A 15,787-nucleotide genomic window follows, 5' to 3' on the forward strand; every position below is an offset into this window, starting at 1 on the left:
TAATTTTGCAAAAACAGAAAAATTATGGAAACCAAAGATTATATTGCTAAAGCAGATACCACCCTTGAACTTCTGAAAAAGTATTCAGAAGTAAAATATTCAAATGACTGTCTTTCAATTGAAGAGTTAATAATGGATACTGAATTATTATTATATCAATATGATCCTAACTATCCTTCATTATTTGAGATTAAATCTATCAAGGAAAGATATTCAAGTCGATATTGGGACTATGAATCTGTAATTATTGGGATGTTATCAATGATTTTAGCTAAGTTTAAAGAACTTTTGGCATCGAAATAACGGAAAAGGCACTCGACGTCCCCGCCGAGTGCCACCACTAAAATCCACAGTAAAATCAGTATCACCTATCTGGTAGTATGAATGACCTTTGTCTGTGAACTCAGTGGCGAATATACGCATTATTTCTTTTTTCGCCTGGTGTTCCCGCTATTTTTCTTGTCGGGGAATACGAATATGGTATTGAAATCCGCATCAAAGGTGACAACGGCGCTGAACGGCTTGCCCGCCTTGCTGTTGAACCCCTTGATTACATCCGTTTTCCCGTTCGTCAGCAACTCTGTTATCTCCGCATCTGTGAGCGTCTTTCCCGCTTTCTGCCGGAAAACGGGCAGACCGCAATCCGGGTTACTGCATCGGACAACTTTTCCGTAGAACTGCATCACGCCCTTTTGACATTTGGGACACGTACACCCCGTTTCTTTGTGGGAGAAGAGTTTATCCGAGGCAAGCAGTTCTGTTGTAATTTCTACGGTGAACCGCTCTATCTTTTCCCAGAATTTCTCACACGGGAAAATGCCGTTTTCTATTTGTGCCAACGCATTCTCCCATTCTCCCGTCATTCTGACGTTGGCTATCTGCATTTCCTTGACAACGGAATAGAGTGCAAGCCCTTTTTCCGTCGGCACGAGCAACTTTTTTTGCCGTACCATATACTCACGCTTGAATAGCGTTTCGATGATGGAGGCGCGTGTTGCCGGAGTACCGATACCGCAATCCTTCATCGCTTCGCGCTGGGCTTCATCCTCCACTTCCTTACCGCAGGTCTGCATGGCGGAGAGCAAGGTCGCCTCCGTGTGCAACGGTTTCGGCTTTGTCTTGCCTTCGGTCAGCGAACTTCCCTTGACGGGCAGCGTATCACCCTCGTTCCAGACGGGCAGTGTAATTTCTTCCGTTCCTTCTTCTTTCTCCTGATACACGGCACGCCAGCCGGCTTGCCTGATAACGGAGCCTTTGACGGTGAACGGCACGCCGCCACACTCTACCGAAACGGTGGTTACATCTTTGATACACTTTCCGGAAAAGGCTTCCAGCATACGCCCGGCTATCATATCGTAGATGATACGCTCGTCCGACCCGATGTTTTTGGGCTTCACTTCCGTGATGAGCAGGGCGTGGTGGTCGGTAATCTTCGTGTCGTCCACGCTCCGGCGGAACAATGTGTCCATTGCCGCCGCGTACTTGCCGAACGTGGGATGATATTTCAGTGTGAACAGCAAAGCAGGTATCTCGGCAAACACGTCTTCGGGAATATGGCGGCTCCCGGTGCGGGGATACGTGATGCACTTCGCCTCATAGAGCTTTTGTGCAACGGATAATGTTTGCTCCGCAGAGAATCCGTGCTTGGTATTCGCTTCTTTTTGAAGGGCGGTCAAATCGAACAAAAGCGGTGTTTCCTGTATGGTTTCCTTTCTCTCAACACCCGTAACGGCAAACGCCTCGCATGCTTTCACTGTGTTATAAACAGTTTCGGCTGCCTGCTTGTCTTTCCACTTTTCAGCAGAAGAGAGTTTCACGATTTCATTTCCCGTTGTTCCATTGGTCGATAGATGAATCTGGAACACGGGTTCGGGGACAAAGCGTTTGTTTTCGAGGTAGCGTTCGCACACCATCGCCAGCGTGGGTGTCTGCACCCGTCCGAGGGAATACGTTCCCCTTCCGGCGGCAACGGTGATGGCTTGCGTGGCGTTAATGCCCACGAGCCAGTCCGCCTCGCTCCGGGCTTTGGCGGCATAATAGAGGTTGTCGTACTCCGCGCCACATTTCAGGTTTTCCAGTCCCTCGCGGATAGCCTTGTCGGTCAGTGAACTTATCCAGAGGCGGTCGAAAGGGGTGGCGCATCCGATGTATTCGTACAAATATCTGAAGATTAATTCTCCCTCGCGCCCCGCATCGGTGGCTACGATAATGCCGTCGCTTTCACGGAACAGCTTGGAAATAACCTTGATTTGTGCCACCACGCCGCTATCGGGTTTGTATCCTTTCTCCCCTTTGACCTGACGGGGGACAAGTGTAAAGACGGGAGGGATAATCGGCAGGTTGTCCCGGTGGAAACCTTTCACGCCGTACCCTTCGGGCAGGGCGGGCATCACCAGATGCCCGAAAGCCCATGTCACATAATACCCGTTACCTTTCAGATAACCGTCTTCTTTTTCCGTTGCTCCCACGATACGGGCAATTTCCCGTGCCACGCTGGGCTTTTCTGCAATAATTGTTTTCATACTAATTTTACTTTGGATTTTAGTGGTCGGGGCGTTGTGCCCCGGTTGTTATTATTCTGTTTTTCTTTATACCTTATTATTATCGGTTGCTTCCTGCCGTTCTTTTTCAAGCCGGGTTATGAACTTGCGGTCATAATAGATATGGTTGCCGTCCGCATCGAGGTAGTCACTGTCCGGGTCAGCCGGTGGTAACCTCCTGATTAAACTGTCATGCAGTTTGGCAAGTGCCTTTATCAGTAACCACAGGATGACCGCTACCGGTACGGCATATAAAATCAGGTCTGCCATACCGCTACATTTTTACACCTTTAGGCTTGATTAAAGTCTTCTTTTGCTGCTGCTCCTGCTGTACGGCATTAACCGGAGCCGCCTGTCCCTGTTGCAGGGGCTTTTGCAGGTGTTGGGTCGCCTCGTTGGTCTTGCCGTCGGTATTGACCGCTACTTGCGTGCGGCTTTCCGAAGCGGGTGTAACCTCCCTTGCCTGTGATACATCGGGGTTGTTACGGAAATATTTGGGTTTGCCCGCTTCAAAGTTGTACTTCACGTATGCGGTATAGGGTTCACCTTTGCCGTCCCTTGTCATATCTTTGACAAGGATGGCTTTCCCTTCCGAAAATATTTTCTGCTGCTCCGGTGTCAGGGGAACGCCGCCCATCGTCTTTGGCGCACGGATATTTCCGTTCTCGTCCACCCATTTGTAATTATACACCTTCGGTTTCTGCTCCCCGTCCGCTTGGGAGGCAGATTGTGTATTTTGCCGTGCATTTTGCGTGGCAGGCGGAGGGGTGTTCTGTTGCTGCTGTTGAGGTTGTCCATTCTGCCGGGTATTCTGTCCGGAGGCACGCTGCTTTCTGTTCTGGCTTTGGTTCGGTTTCGCTTGGCGGGGCACGAACTCCACGCCGCCGCGTTCCACATTCACCTGCAAGGTGGTTTTGAACTTCCGGGTATCCGACAGGACGATTTCTTTATTGGGAATGGCACGTCCGGCACGCAGTTCGCTCATTTCATGGTCCGAAAACTCCGTCCTCCCGATTCTTGATGTGATTGGCACGTCCTTCACCGGGATGGCTTCTATCTCATTCGTCAACCGGTCGATACTGATGTACGATGGGATAATCTCGCCCGTTTCCTTATCCACGACCTCGGCGACACGTCCCAGATTGCCGCTGTTTTTCAGGTTCTCTTTATCTCCGGGAGTAAATATAACCCCCATAAATTCCTCATCGAGCTTCGGCTCTTTACGGATGGTATGGGGGACAAGCCCCATCGTACCGTCCGACATTTCCTTGAACGAAATCCGGGCTTCCATCTCAAAGCGTCCCCCGGCAATAATCGGGGAGACGGTCATAAGGGAGGACTTGCCGCCGTTAAGCATTTTTTCTAGATTGCCCGACGCTTCCAATTCTTGACGGCTGATGCCGTACAAGACTTTAAACTCCGACCAATTGATACGGCTTTCATCTATCAGGTATGTTTTTCCGTCGGGCTTCTTTTGTGTCTGTTCCGTTTCGGTATTGGCATGATTCTGAACGGATGACCGCTCCGCTTCCTGCAGCGGTTCGTTTTTCCGTTCATCCGCCCGCCCGTTTGTTTGCTCCTGTTCCTGTGTCTGCCCTTGTTTTTCGGTCTCCTTTCCGTCAGAAGACCAATGGTCTTCCACCGCCTGCCAGAAAGGGTTGAGGTCATCAGGCCCGTTGGGGGTAGGCTTGACTTCTTCCGATACAGTTTGCGGCTGTTGTCCGTCCTCCGGTTTCGGTGAGTTTTCCGGCTGCACCTGCTCCTGTTTCTCCGGCTGCTGTTCATACTTTGACGTGTCGATGCGGTGCGGTTCTAACAAGTCCCTGTTGGCGACCTGGTCCTTGAGCATATCCTTGAACACGTCTATCACCTCACCGATATTATCGGCGGCTACACGGTAGAACCCGAACCGTTTCGGTTCCTTGCACTGGCGGTAGAAATTCTCAAAGAAACTTTCCAGCATGTTGCTGTTCTTGTCGAATGACAGGAATTTCTGTTGGTTCGCTCCCGTGGCGGGAGTCGTTTTCGGTGTGCCGTCCCCGTTCAGCCCGGACACGACACCAATCTCGCCTGTCTTCTCGTCACGGACGACAAGCACATCCTTCTCTTTCTTTTTTTGTGCCATACTTTTGATTGTTTTTTAATGAATATGAAATTATTTCGGGGCGAAAGTAGCGGCTATCAGCCATCCGGCAATGGATAGCGGGACACGTGGCAGCTTGTGGCTCCCGTATGGAAGTTTGTGGCTTCAACCCTCGTTTCCCTCCGCTTGCTTTTTCTTCCCGAACTCCTTGAAATGGGTTTTCAGGAACTCCTCCACGTCCGATTCTTTATAATACACCTTGTGCCACAACATTTGATATTTCAGTGTGCCCGAACTCCGGTAACGCTGGATGGAGCGTTTGCTCGTGTTGAGCAGCCCGCACAAGTCCTGATTGTCCAGCAACCGTTCACCGTCCAGATACTTCACTTCCTTGTACTCCTTGCCCGTAAGCGATGCTATCAGTTGTTCGTTCCGGTCGAAGCGTTCCATGATACGCTTCATCCAACCCTCGAAGGTTTCCAGATCCAGCGCGCTCATAGAGAAGGAGATTCATGTATGGCCCAATAACCTTTTCTAAACTCATTCAACGTCTTTGGATTACAGGTTACAATACGTTGAGCAATACATTTTTCCACATCCGACAGTCGATACAAACATTTACTCCGTATCATACAAAAAGGAATCGACCGTTCTTTCCGCATACGTTGAAGAGTACGCGTACTTATTTTAAGTAAGTCTGCCAGTTCTTCACTTGTCAACCATATTTCCGGCTCTTGTAAGGGGGCAACTTCTTTTTTGAACACATAATCGGAAATCCGATTAATCTTTTCTACCAAATTCTGATATACCTGATGGTCTAATGTTATTATTTCCATACTTTTACGCTTTTTTGATTATGGCGCAAAATTGAGAAAAGAAAAGGGGGGACATCCACAGGTAGGTAACGACCTATGGAAGATTTTTCTGTATTATAGCCGTATCAGATTCTTTCAACTAAAAATCTGTTGTACAGAATTACAAGGTCATATTAATTCTTTGCCTATATTTGCAATCAATGTGTATTCAGGCACTCTTGTTTATTCGGAAAATACAAGAAAAGAGCAATACAAATGAAGCCAAAGACTATACTTAAAACCAATGAGCTATCTAATATACATTTATACATTAGCACTGGATGATGGTTTTTACTATGTAGGGAAAACTATTGATCCCGACAGAAGATTCAATGAGCATTTCAATGATAATGGAGCCGTATGGACTAAATTACACCCTCCTATCAGTGTTATTGAAAAAGAATCCTTTCTTGTATCGTCACCCGAAGAAGAAGAACGTTGGGAAAACCACCAGACCATAAAAATGATGAAAGCCAAAGGTTGGCAGAAGGTCAGGGGTGGTTTTTGGTGTAATGTGGGTGAAATCGAAACTATAAAGAACCTACAACATCATGGATATTTTTCAGATATAGATATTGAGGATATTTCATTTAATAAAAGAGAGCAATTCATTTATCTTCTTGAATTGGAGAATGATAAATATTATGTTGGTTATTCACGTTCTCTACAAATCGCCCTCAAAAAGCATGAAAAAGGTACTGCCTCATACTGGACTCGGATAAACAGACCTATACGGTTATTAAAGTATCAGGAAGTCGTGTTTGAAAACGGCATTCCTAATATAGACATGATTAATGAATGGGTACTTCAATGTGGAGCTGAACATGGCTACGAAAATGTTCGCGGAGGGAGTTTTACACTTTGGGATTCAGAACGCCATCTGGGACTCATCCAATCCTTCTTGCGTAAAAAAAGAGACTATAAGCCCATTGTTGGCTTTAGTATGCGCAGTAAACTCATAGAAGAATATGAAGAAAAGAATTCCATAATCGATTATAATTTACCACTTAAAGAAAACGAGAGAGTCATGGTTGTTTATGTTCTGGCATTAGAAGATGGCTACTTCCATGTGAGTTATAGTAGTGATTTGTCTGCGCTTATGCAAAAGTACGAGAGAGGAAAATGTTGCGAATGGTGTAAACTCCATACTCCCATAAGATTATTAGAGGTTATTCCCGTTATATGCCCCAAAGATTATTTGGAGATTATTGACGAACTCAATCCCATTGTCGAGAAGTATTTCAATGAATATGGGGCAGAAAAAGTCAGAGGTGGCAGATTCCCTATTGTAGATGAAAATCTACACATGAAAAAGGTTTTTGAAAGGTACAAGATAGAAGAAGGCAAGTATATTGAATATACCAAGAAAGAAATGAATCATTTGAAGTATGAACGTAAGAAACAAAAAAAATCATCATCTTTCACATCAAAGGATATTGATATATAACATTTTTTTCTAAACTATAGTATTATCTCGTTCTCTATATTTTTCAATATCCATTTGAACATATTTAGAATCCATAGGATCATATTTATTCATGCTTTCAAGAATTTGCTCCATTGCTTTATAAAAAGACAGAAAGCATTCTTGGTTCTTAGCTGGATTAATTTCCATATAGCCTGTATTAATATATCTAAAGAAATCAGGTTCATAATGGGCTGTTGAATAATTACGTTTAGCCCTAGCCCAATCTCCATATAGCTTTTTCCATCGGTTTACTATCTTCAATATTTCTGCCTTTGATTCTTGATGAGGGTTATAATATAACGGATTCTCTTTTTTAGTTATAATTTTGAGTAAAGATTCCATAATCTCGTACATTTTCATGAATGCAATATTCAGATAAAAGCAACCTTCATATTTGTTTATTCCCAGCTTAATATTTTTAAAACATATAGTTACATCAATTCGAGTAGCCAATAATAAAGCATGTACTTCTACTTTCCTTATTTCATTGAGTGAATCATTACTTAATAAAGAATTTGCTTGTTTAAAAGTAGATATTGCCTTATGAAAAGTGAATAGTATTTCACTCATTTTATCAATATTGAAATCGTCATTCAAATCATTCATAACTCTTTAAAATTAGTTTTTAAAACCATAGCTTTTCATTGTATCATATCAAGTAGATATTCATTAGAGATTAACCGTTTTACCAAGAAATATCCCAATAACGGATTTAGCTCCCAGTTCCATCATTTTCCGTCGTAGTTGCCGGAAACTCTGCCCACTTGTCAGCACATCATCGAACAAAATCACATTCATTCCCTGAACGTCCCGCTTTTTGATACGCAAACTCGAAACAACCTCTTTGTGAGATATTCCTTTCATCTGTTCCCGTTCCTGCTCAATCCATATCGTCTGAAATCCATCCCGTACATTCAGCCATTTAGATAAATGATAACACAGAACCGGAAACCTCTTTCGTTGCCGCTCCCGTGTCGAAGCCGGAATAGGAATTAAAATCGTCTGTTGAGGAGAATCACAATAAGAAATATTTTTCATGCAAAGAGAGATTATCTTAGCAACTAACATGCCGCAATGTCCGCCCTCCTTAAATCTGAATATCAGGTTACTGATACGTTTCTGATGCCCATCTATCTTCTGAACACGCGTAGGATAATAGTCATGTACATAATAACAGAGACTTCCGTCAATCTCGCAATCCCCATTGAAAGTCGTATCGTACGGATAAAAATCTGTTTCTACGCCACAGTCATAAGAGAATACCAGAATATCCTTATACATACTCAACCGTTCGGAAGATTCCGCCCGTCCGATCCATCCAGCCGATCCTCCGGTATTCATCATTCCGATACCGATTTCAAGTTGCTTATTGAATGGTTGATGTGAAATGACATACCAGTCATATTTTTTACAAACCTCTGTAAAATCACAGAAGTGATCTGAAAGGAAATAAAACAAGCCACCTTCCTTTAGCACAATCACAAACTCCCCCAATGGTTGCCGCTTCAAATAGAAGAACTCCTCAAAGCTCCTTAGGTCATCCCCCATTGGAACCTTATAATCCTCAAATACCATTCCCGAATCATATTCGACAAGCATATCAAAAGCCTCAACCATAATCTCTTTGTTCAAATTCAATAACTTGCACAAAGATAGCTACTTGCCATTCAGAGGTAAAATTCATTCATCCTCTTTTATATTCTTTTATATATAGAAATGGCAATCAGACAGAGATTGACCAAAAAGCGGCTTAACCTGCTTCATACGATAACAAATTAAGCCGCATTAAAACTATAGTGACAATCAGTTTACCCTCTGTTCCTTACTAATCTGCAAAAAAACAGGAATTTTTTGTTCACTGACTTTCTGTGTAAGTTGCCGACATATCCATTCCCTGAACATAGAGCAGAACGGACTACTCATGCGAAAGGCAAGCATTATAATCATATTCAGATTATAATAATCCAACTTTCCATATTTACCGGGAGCATATTCGATTGCCTTCTCTTTTTTCACTGCATACTCCCGTAAATCCCCTTCTACAAAAATCTTTTTAATCTGACGCTCCACAGAAGCACCGCCAACAAAAAATATATCCGCAATTTCTGCTATATTCATCCAAATACTGCCATCCTCGGCAGGCTTAAGAGATATACGAACACTGCCGGAATCTCTTGCCTCTATAACTACCTTACCTTCTTCCATATATCAAATATTACAATTTTACTTCCATTGATCCAAATCATCCAATTTCCCAGCCAACTGTTGCATATCTTTCCGTATTTTATCATTAGTTATGCGAGCATATATTTGTGTCGTTTCAATATTCGTATGTCCCAACATTTTCGATACAGTTTCAATCGGGACCCCCTTCGCAAGAGTCGTTGTGGTGGCAAAAGTATGCCTTGCAAGGTGCAACAGAATAGGCTAAGCAAGCAACAGCGAACAGGTGAAGATAAAACGTAAATCGTTTGAAATGAGCAAGGTTTCAGTATTTTGCCAAGTGGTGAAAATGCAAATGACAACGGAATATTGAGGTTATTCAGTTACCAAACCGTTAGCCGTCCGGTTACCGAAACGGCAATAGGTAACGGCGGGCAATGAAAAGAAGTCTTCACCGTTTTGTTTGCACTCATACACAGCATTTTGCATATCAAAGAACGCTTATATGGCAAGTAAATTTGCACTTAAAAATATAAGCGTATGAAAGTAGAAAAATTCAAGGTGCTGCTCTACCTTAAAAAAAGCGGATTGGACAAGTCGGGCAAGGCTCCCATCATGGGTCGCATCACCGTGAATCGGACAATGGCGCAGTTCGGCTGCAAACTCTCCTGCACTCCTGAACTGTCGAATCCCCGTGAAAGCCGTCTGAACGGCAAAAGCAAGGAGGCGGTAGAAACCAATGCGAAGATTGAAAAGCTGCTGTTGGCGGTAAACGCCGCTTTCGACAACCTTGTGAGCCGTAAGGTTGATTTCGATGCCACCGATGTGAAAGACCTCTTTCAAGGCAGTATGGAAACGCAGATGACCCTCATGAGAATGACGGATGCTGTCTGTGACGACATCAAGGCGCGTATCGGCATAGACCGTGCGAAAGGAACTTATCCCGGCTACCACTATATGCGCCTGACGCTTGGGGAGTTCATAGAGCATCGCTACAAGGTCAAGGATTTGGCTTTCGGACAGCTGACGGAACAATTCATCCATGACTATCAGGACTTCGTCACGGGAGAAAAAGGATACGCGATAGATACCGTCCGCCACTATCTCGCCATCCTGAAGAAAGTCTGCCGCCTTGCTTACAAGAAAGGGTATTCGGAGAAATACCATTTCCAACATTTTGCCCTGCCAAAACAATCGGAAAGAACCCCACGGGCATTGAGCCGTGAATCGTTTGAGAAAATCCGTGACGTGGAAATACCACCATACCGGAAAACGCATATGCTGGCAAGGGACCTTTTCCTGTTCGCCTGTTATACCGGGGTCTCTTATGCCGATGTGGTCTCCATCACCGACGAGAACCTGTACACGGATGACAACGGGGCATTATGGCTGAAATACCGCAGGAAGAAAAACGAACTTCGTGCCAGTGTGAAGCTGTTGCCCGAAGCGATTGCACTTATTGAGAAGTATCACAGTGAGGAAAGGGATACCCTGTTCCCTCTGCTGCACTGGTCAAATCTCCGAAGGCACATGAAAGCGTTGGCGGCATTGGCAGGCATCAAGGATGACTTGTGCTATCATGTTGCAAGACATTGTGGATTCTCTTGCTTGCTAAAATACAATAGCTTACAAAATATTTCAGCTTAACAGGTAACGATTTAGAAACCAGCGAAATTCTATATTTCACCTCGTTTTGCAGTAATTCAAAAGAACGCTTTTCCTGAATGCAAAGGTACGACTTTTATTCAATAAAAGCAACTAAATCGAAATTTTTCCCAGTGCCGGAAATCGTATGGAATGGCACAACAAGCATAACAAACACAGCCATTAAAAGCCCCTCCCAATCATCATACACCTTTATTCTGTAAAATTTATACGAAATATTGAATTATAATTTGTCATTTCGGTTTTTATTCGTATCTTTGCGCTATATAATCTGATAAATTCAACGATTATGATAGCAGAGTTCAATATTGAGAATTTCTTCTCCATTAAGTCGGCTCAAAAAATAAGTTTTGAGCCTTCATCAGACACTTTTATGTCTGATGAGTATTCGTATGAAGTGAAAGACGGTGTAAGGTTGTTGAAAGTGGGAATCATTTATGGCGCCAATGCCTCCGGTAAAACCAATATATTGAATGCTGTCGAGTTTTTCAGGATGCTTGTGCTACGGATGCTCAAAGACCGGAATGAGAAAACCGGGGTTGTTCCTTTCATGTTGGATGACACTTCAAGGAATGAAAAGACGAAGATGTCGATGGTATTCTATATCAATCAATCGAAATATATCCTTAGTTTTGAATTGGATGCAAGATGTATTTATTCCGAGACATTGATTGTATATGATTCCATTCGCCCTACCAAATTGTATAGCCGCAGTTATGACGCCACCACAGATTCTTCAATCATAGAGTTTGGTGCAAACCTTAAAATGACGAAAAAAAGCCAAGGTGTGATTTCCGGAAACACAATCAATAATTGCAGTGTGCTTGCCGCATTTGGTAAAAGCAACGTGGAACGAACAAGGCTGAACGATGTGTACGATTATTTTGCCAAACAAGTAAAGGAAACATTAGCTCCCGGTATGTTGCTTTCGGGTTATATCAAAGCACGATTGGACAAGGATGAAACAGGAGATTTGAAGAAATTTATTCTAAGTTTCCTGAAAGCCTCTGATTTCAATATAGAAGATGTTGCCTTACACGAAGAGGAAGAGTTGATCACTCCGGAACTGGAGCAACTGATTCAGAACGCCCCTATTGGTAATGAAGCAAAAGCCGAGATGCTTAGAAAAGGTAAGATTACAAATACGGAACTGACATTCAAGCATAAAGCCGGAGATGGTTTCTATGACTTGTCCGAAGAATACGAATCCAACGGCACTATGCGATTTATGGGGCTGGCTGTGATTCTGAATTTTCTGTTAAAGACCAACCGGTTTGTACCCATTGATGAAGTGGAAACAAGTATCCATTATGAATTGCTTGCTTATTTCCTAAAAGTTTTCTTGGCAAATAGCACTGGGACTTCCCAGATGTTGCTGACAACTCACGATATCAATCTTCTCAACGAGGATTTCATTCGTCGTGATACGATATGGTTCACTGACAAAGACGAATTTGGCGAAACTAAAATAGTGCGTCTCTCTTCTTTGGGACTGCATAAGAATCTTTCCCCATATAACGCCTACAAGCAGGGGAAATTAGTAAAGTTGCCGTTCCTCGGCAGTCAGTATATTGATTTAAACGAGTAGTGATATGGGGCGGACAGTAACAAAAAGTATCGCCATCATAGGCGAGGGAGAAACAGAGTGGTTTTACTTCGATTCTTTGAGGATTGCCCGTCGTTATCCTTTCAAGGTTGCGCCGGATTTTCCGCAGCATAGCGACATCAATCATATTCTGAAACTGGTAGAGTCCTATTTGAACAAGCAATATGATTATATCGTATGCCTGTTTGATATGGATAGACTATATCAGTATCCCTCTGAAATGCAGTTGTATCAACAGGCAAAGAAAAAGTACAACACAAGGGAGTATAAGGGAAGAGTGATGTTTGTGGAAACGAATCCATGCACGGAATTTTGGTTTCTGCTGCACTTCTTGCCAAATGTTGTCTGTCGGCGATATGAGAGTTACGAGCAACTACTTCCCGAATTACAGAAATATATGCCGGGATATGAAAAGACAAAACGATATTTCATACGCACCAACCTTTATAAATACTTGACAAAAAGCGGTGACTTGAAACGGGCGATGTCAAATTCAGAGAAATTGTGTCAACTATGCAAAGAATCGCCGGAAGATATGATGGCGTACTCTGAGATTCATAAGGTGATAGAACTACTAAACGATATATAAGTTTAACGAGAAAAAATAATCTTAAAGTGTATGAACAGAGATAATTTCGCGAAAGTTCTCAAAGAAACAATAATATCCGGAGATGTTGAAGCAGATAAACTTCCCAAATTAGTATATCCCATACGACAGGCAATTGAAGAAATCATGCCATCAAAGCTCTTCAGATATAGAGCTGTAAATGACAATAATATTGAGGCTCTTAAATCGGATTCTGTATATACAGTAACTGCGGACAATTTTAATGATCCATACGACTCATTGTTTCAGTATAATCTTGATGAGATTAGTTCAATTATTATGTCTACAGCGAATGTTGATTTTATGAGCGCAATGCAAACAGTATTACAAAGAGACGCTGTACAAAAAGAATTGACAAAATTTTTTCCGACAGGAGAGTTTGTTAAAGTGAAAGAGAATTTACTTAATATCGATTTGTCTTCTAATACTGATAGCATGGAGACACAATTGAAATCAATGGCAACATTCATCATTTTATTTATAAAAGAAATTGCTCCTGAAGTGAATACTCAGATAAGGAATTCGGTCTCTTATGCTTGCTTCAGTGAAAATGTAGATTCTATTACAATGTGGAGTCATTATGCCAATAATCATACTGGGTTTGCACTCGGCTATACCAAAGAAGCCTTATCATTCAACAAAATGAATACTATACACTGTGGCCTATTTCCTGTAATATATGATAGTATTAGATACAATGGAAGTTCTCTCTTTGCATGGGCTATATACAATATTTTTGGCATTCATATGATAGAAATTGACAAATTAGCGAATATAAAAGTTGGACTTTATAAATCGACAGATTGGTCTTATGAAAAGGAATGGAGACTAATCCATACATTGCCAACATCACAATGTGGAAAGTCAAGCATTTCTCCTGTGGAAATGATTCCGTCAGAAATATATTATGGAGCAAGAATAAAAGCTGAAGACAAGACAAAACTTCATAAAATAGCAGTAAGAAAAGGACTCATCGAATACGAAATGTATGTTGACAACGCATCAAGTCAATATACCATGCAATTCAAGCGATTGAAATGACTTCATTACAAATTCAATTTTTCCATTTCATCAACCAGTACATATATTAGGGCTATTAACTGAATATCCCTACGTAACCCTTAGGACTATGCCGTCGCCATTGAGCGGTACGCAGCCAATGCCCTCAATAATCTACTCCGTGAGGTTATCCCTGACGGTCAAAGCAGAATATGAAAATAGAAGCCCAAGCGCAGACATGGCACATCAGTTGCTGAGCAGCCGACATTCCCATGCCGATTCCACACCGCTTTCAGGCTATCAGGTAACCGTACCCTCCCCACAACCAATAGGGCATAAACCTGGCAACAACCTATAATCCGGAATCCATCGCCGCCCACAGCTCCTTGCCGCTCTCCCTGTACGATATCGCAAGGATACAAAGACAATGCCCCTCGGCAGAGTCCGAGAAGGTGTATGAAATAAGGATAGAAACCGACTGGCGGAGATTTCAAGCTCCGTTCACGATAGCCCGATGGCTATACCGGATTTCTTGTTAGAATGAATTTAGATCAGCCTTAACAACTTTGCCATTTACAACCTTGATACGATAAAACGCGATGTTGCCGTCTTGATTTAATCGGATAAGAGTTTCACCCAAAGAGTTTTGACCCAATTCTGCGATTACCTTTGAGCCTGTTTTGCGGATGGTTTTAAACTTGCCCCTTATGTAGTTAGAGTATCCATCTTTGTCAAGAAAATCAAAGACCCATTGAGAATCGTACCTGAATGAATCATCAAGGTGCTTGACTATTAGTTCTGCATCGAGATTATTCCATGCGTTTGTGAAATCGTTGTATATTTTTATATTTACTTCATCCATAGTAACGATACGAATTAAGCTGAGACAGTAAAGAAAGCGCCAAATTCTATTTCAAGAAGGCGACTAATACGGCAATACAGGTAATTACAATATTAAGAACTACCATTGTCTTGGAGAACTTGGAGGTCTGTGCAATTTCATCAAGTTTTGTTTCGATAACTTTAGATTTATCTGCAATGAGATCAGAGACCTTACTAATATTTGAGATTATAGTATCGAGTTTGTCCGAGTTCGCAGAAATAGAGACAGCAACGGATTCAAACTTAGAGGCTTGGTTATTTTGATTATTCCTAATCACTGCAAGGTCTGCATCTTGAGCATCTTGAGACGATTTCAAGTCGTTAGCGATTTGAGTCAGAATCTGAGCATGGGATGTTCCGGTTGCTTGAAGCTGAGATGCAATCTTTTCAAGAGTAGCATCCTGTCCCATCTGAGACTGGTTCAGTTGATTCTGCAAAGTGGCTATGTCAGATTTGAGAGAAGTAACCGACTCAGTTGCCTTGACAAGCGATGCGTGAACAATCGCAAGTTCCTTAATGCTTGCCTTGAAATCATTGTTATTTTTCTCGTAGGTTGCCGTTAGCGATTCTGTCTTAGTCGCGAGGTCATTAGCTGCCTTGCTGACACTCTCTATAAACCGCATAATGACAGAGTTGCACTGATTGGCAAAAGATGTGTTGAGAGTTTCAAGCTGTCTCTTAACCATATCAATAGACTTTTGAATCTCTGAATTGATGGACTCATTTTCAGACTCCAGCGCAGACGATATGGAGTTTAGAGTTTTCGTTACAGACTCAAACTCATTCAAGAGTTTTTTTATGTCTATTCGTACTTCGGCATAAGCACCGACGGTATCGTCCACCAAGGCTCTTGCCGATTTGATGGATTGCAATTCCTGTTCCAGTTGCGACAGGCTTGCGAGTATTTCTTGAGTAGTCAT

The 15,787-nt window shown here is 42.6% G+C and carries 16 protein-coding genes and 2 pseudogenes; 6 read left to right on the forward strand and 12 right to left on the reverse strand.

Going from position 1 to position 15,787, the window contains the following annotated elements; all coding sequences use genetic code 11:
- Positions 1-24 precede the first annotated feature (24 nt).
- Entirely contained in the window at positions 25-303 is a 279-nt protein-coding gene (locus AB9N12_RS15080; protein ID WP_195649891.1) for a hypothetical protein, read from the forward strand.
- 119 nt (positions 304-422) lie between these two features.
- Here the strand turns inward: AB9N12_RS15080 and AB9N12_RS15085 are convergent, their stop codons facing one another.
- The 5 genes from AB9N12_RS15085 to AB9N12_RS15105 form a co-directional block, all read right to left on the reverse strand.
- Positions 423-2,522, reverse strand: coding sequence for a DNA topoisomerase (locus AB9N12_RS15085; RefSeq protein ID WP_369892934.1), 2,100 nt, complete (start codon positions 2,520-2,522; stop codon positions 423-425).
- 66 nt (positions 2,523-2,588) lie between these two features.
- Complete coding sequence (locus tag AB9N12_RS15090; protein WP_369892935.1) at positions 2,589-2,810, reverse strand: hypothetical protein; 222 nt, start codon at positions 2,808-2,810, stop codon at positions 2,589-2,591.
- 4 nt (positions 2,811-2,814) lie between these two features.
- Complete coding sequence (locus AB9N12_RS15095) at positions 2,815-4,665, reverse strand: DUF4099 domain-containing protein (protein ID WP_369892936.1); 1,851 nt, start codon at positions 4,663-4,665, stop codon at positions 2,815-2,817.
- 123 nt (positions 4,666-4,788) lie between these two features.
- Positions 4,789-5,121, reverse strand: a complete 333-nt coding sequence (locus AB9N12_RS15100; RefSeq protein ID WP_369892937.1) for a helix-turn-helix domain-containing protein — start codon at positions 5,119-5,121, stop codon at positions 4,789-4,791.
- On the reverse strand, positions 5,118-5,459 hold the full coding sequence (locus AB9N12_RS15105) for a helix-turn-helix domain-containing protein (RefSeq protein ID WP_122296726.1): 342 nt from the start codon (positions 5,457-5,459) through the stop codon (positions 5,118-5,120). Before AB9N12_RS15105 ends, AB9N12_RS15100 begins: the two co-directional genes overlap by 4 nt.
- 262 nt (positions 5,460-5,721) lie before the next feature.
- On the opposite strand from AB9N12_RS15105, the gene AB9N12_RS15110 reads away from it, so the two are divergent.
- Positions 5,722-6,924 carry a GIY-YIG nuclease family protein gene (locus AB9N12_RS15110; protein ID WP_369892938.1) on the forward strand — a complete coding sequence of 401 codons (1,203 nt, stop codon included), beginning with the start codon at positions 5,722-5,724 and terminating at the stop codon, positions 6,922-6,924.
- A 9-nt stretch (positions 6,925-6,933) separates the two neighbouring features.
- Here the strand turns inward: AB9N12_RS15110 and AB9N12_RS15115 are convergent, their stop codons facing one another.
- From AB9N12_RS15115 to AB9N12_RS15130, 4 genes and pseudogenes are all read right to left on the reverse strand, one after another.
- The gene (locus AB9N12_RS15115) at positions 6,934-7,551 is read right to left on the reverse strand and encodes a hypothetical protein (protein ID WP_369892939.1); all 618 of its coding nucleotides are present in this window, start codon (positions 7,549-7,551) and stop codon (positions 6,934-6,936) included.
- Positions 7,552-7,614: 63 nt separating this feature from the next.
- Complete coding sequence (locus AB9N12_RS15120) at positions 7,615-8,577, reverse strand: ComF family protein (RefSeq protein ID WP_369892940.1); 963 nt, start codon at positions 8,575-8,577, stop codon at positions 7,615-7,617.
- 171 nt (positions 8,578-8,748) lie between these two features.
- Positions 8,749-9,150, reverse strand: coding sequence for a hypothetical protein (locus tag AB9N12_RS15125; RefSeq protein WP_369892941.1), 402 nt, complete (start codon positions 9,148-9,150; stop codon positions 8,749-8,751).
- An 18-nt stretch (positions 9,151-9,168) separates the two neighbouring features.
- Positions 9,169-9,369, reverse strand: a pseudogene (locus AB9N12_RS15130) (tyrosine-type recombinase/integrase); the annotation flags it as partial.
- 279 nt (positions 9,370-9,648) lie between these two features.
- Here AB9N12_RS15130 and AB9N12_RS15135 point away from each other — a divergent pair.
- The 4 genes and pseudogenes from AB9N12_RS15135 to AB9N12_RS15150 form a co-directional block, all read left to right on the forward strand.
- Positions 9,649-10,701, forward strand: a pseudogene (locus tag AB9N12_RS15135) (phage integrase SAM-like domain-containing protein); the annotation flags it as partial.
- Positions 10,702-11,062: 361 nt separating this feature from the next.
- A complete protein-coding gene (locus AB9N12_RS15140; protein ID WP_369892942.1) occupies positions 11,063-12,361 on the forward strand; it encodes an ATP/GTP-binding protein in 1,299 nt (432 codons plus the stop codon).
- Positions 12,362-12,365: 4 nt separating this feature from the next.
- Positions 12,366-12,968 carry an RloB family protein gene (locus AB9N12_RS15145; protein ID WP_369892943.1) on the forward strand — a complete coding sequence of 201 codons (603 nt, stop codon included), beginning with the start codon at positions 12,366-12,368 and terminating at the stop codon, positions 12,966-12,968.
- A gap of 30 nt (positions 12,969-12,998) precedes the next feature.
- The gene (locus AB9N12_RS15150) at positions 12,999-14,027 is read left to right on the forward strand and encodes a DUF2971 domain-containing protein (RefSeq protein WP_369892944.1); all 1,029 of its coding nucleotides are present in this window, start codon (positions 12,999-13,001) and stop codon (positions 14,025-14,027) included.
- Positions 14,028-14,185: 158 nt separating this feature from the next.
- Here the strand turns inward: AB9N12_RS15150 and AB9N12_RS15155 are convergent, their stop codons facing one another.
- The 3 genes from AB9N12_RS15155 to AB9N12_RS15165 are packed head-to-tail and all read right to left on the reverse strand — an operon-like array spanning position 14,186 to position 15,787.
- Positions 14,186-14,479 carry a hypothetical protein gene (locus AB9N12_RS15155; protein ID WP_369892945.1) on the reverse strand — a complete coding sequence of 98 codons (294 nt, stop codon included), beginning with the start codon at positions 14,477-14,479 and terminating at the stop codon, positions 14,186-14,188.
- Positions 14,480-14,520: 41 nt separating this feature from the next.
- Positions 14,521-14,847, reverse strand: coding sequence for a hypothetical protein (locus AB9N12_RS15160; RefSeq protein ID WP_369892946.1), 327 nt, complete (start codon positions 14,845-14,847; stop codon positions 14,521-14,523).
- A gap of 46 nt (positions 14,848-14,893) precedes the next feature.
- The gene (locus AB9N12_RS15165; protein WP_369892947.1) at positions 14,894-15,787 is read right to left on the reverse strand and encodes a hypothetical protein; all 894 of its coding nucleotides are present in this window, start codon (positions 15,785-15,787) and stop codon (positions 14,894-14,896) included.

This window comes from Bacteroides sp. AN502(2024), from assembly GCF_041227145.1.
Taxonomy (GTDB): domain Bacteria; phylum Bacteroidota; class Bacteroidia; order Bacteroidales; family Bacteroidaceae; genus Bacteroides.